This is a genomic window from Isoptericola sp. NPDC057191, assembly GCF_042670225.1.
Lineage (GTDB): Bacteria > Actinomycetota > Actinomycetes > Actinomycetales > Cellulomonadaceae > Isoptericola.
Genome location: NZ_JBHUWC010000317.1, coordinates 1 through 1,508 on the forward strand (window position 1 = coordinate 1; position 1,508 = coordinate 1,508).

Consider the following 1,508-nt stretch of genomic DNA (forward strand, 5'->3'; position numbering starts at 1 on the left):
GGATCCACTCCCTGCCGAACGGATCAGCCGAAGAAGGCCCGCAGGTCGGCGACGACGTCGTCGGGCACCTCCATGGCGGCGAAGTGGCCGCCGCGCGGGAACTCGGACCAGTGCTCGATGCGCGCGTTGTCGCGCTCGGCGAGGCTGCGGATGGTCTGGAAGTCGTCCTTGAAGACGGCGACGCCGATCCGTCCGGTGCTGACGACCGGCTCTGCGCCGGACCTCTGCTCGGCGTAGTGGTAGCGCGCCGCCGTGGCGTAGGTGTTGGTCAGCCAGTAGAGCGTGGCCTGCGCCAGCACCTGGTCCGCGGAGACGAGCGACGTGCCGTTGCCGAAGTTCTCGAACAGCTCGGAGTACGCCAGCGTGCCGACGGGCGAGTCCGCCAGCGCGGCGCCGACGGTCTGCGGCCGGGAGGCGTTCATCGCGTTGTAGCCGCCCACCGACTGGAACCACTGCGCGTGGCCGAGGGCCGCGTACTCCTTCTCGCCGAAGTCGTCCATCTCCCCCGGCGCCCCGGTCGGGAAGGAGAACAGGTGCAGCACGTGCGCGCCGCGGAAGCCCTCGGGGTCCAGGACGGCGAGCTCGCGGCCGATCATCGCGCCGCCGTCGCTGCCGTGGATGCCGTACGAGTCGTAGCCCAGCCCGCGCATCAGCGCGTCGTAGGTGCGCCCGACCCGCGCCATCGTCCACTCCCCGCCGACGAGGGGCGTCGAGAAGCCGAAGCCCGGCATGGACGGGACGACGACGTCGAACGCGTCCTCGGCGCGGCCGCCGTGCGCGACCGGGTCCACGAGCGGGTCGATCATGTCGAGGAAGTCGAGCACCGACCCCGGGTAGGTGTGCGCCAGCAGGAGCGGCGTGGCGTCCGGGTGCGGCGAGCGCACGTGCAGGAAGTGCAGCGGCTGACCGTCGATCACGGTGCGGAACGCGGGGTAGGCGTTCAGCCGCTCCTCCACCGCGCGCCAGTCGAAGGCCTTCCACCGCTCGACCATGTCGCGCAGGTAGGACTCGGGGGTGCCGTACTCCCAGGAGTCTCCGGGGGCGGCGGGGGCGAAGCGGGTGCGGTCGAGGCGCTCGCGCAGGTCGTCGAGGTCGGCCTGCGGCACATGCACGGAGAAGGGCTGGAGCTCGAGGGTGGTCGCGGCGGGGGTCGTGGCGTTCATGGCGTGCTCCCGAGGTCGTGAGCCGGGCCTTCGCCCCAGCTCCTGAAACCCACGATAGGAAGGGTTCAGGAACGGTTCGTTCCTTTATTCTGGACGAGTTCTGACAAGTTCGTCGAGTGCGGGCACACCGGTCCGGGAGGTCGCGATGGGTTCTACGTCGGCACGGCTGCTGGCGCTGCTCGGGCTGCTCCAGTCCCGCCCGGACTGGTCCGGCGGCGAGCTCGCCCGCCGGCTCGACGTCACGGACCGCACGGTGCGGCACGACGTCGCGCGCCTGCGCGAGCTCGGCTACCCCGTCCACGCGGTCCGGGGGCCCGGCGGGCGCTACCGGCTCGGCGCGGGCGG

2 protein-coding genes are annotated in these 1,508 nt (G+C 71.9%); one reads left to right on the top strand and one right to left on the bottom strand.

The features are described 5' to 3' along the window. Positions 1–23: 23 nt before the first annotated feature. Positions 24–1,163, bottom strand: a complete 1,140-nt coding sequence (locus ACFT55_RS20185) for an epoxide hydrolase family protein (RefSeq protein ID WP_380245653.1) — start codon at positions 1,161–1,163, stop codon at positions 24–26. A 145-nt stretch (positions 1,164–1,308) separates the two neighbouring features. Here ACFT55_RS20185 and ACFT55_RS20190 point away from each other — a divergent pair. Beyond that, the coding region (locus ACFT55_RS20190) for a helix-turn-helix domain-containing protein (RefSeq protein ID WP_380245654.1) at positions 1,309–1,508 on the top strand (200 nt) is incomplete at its 3' end.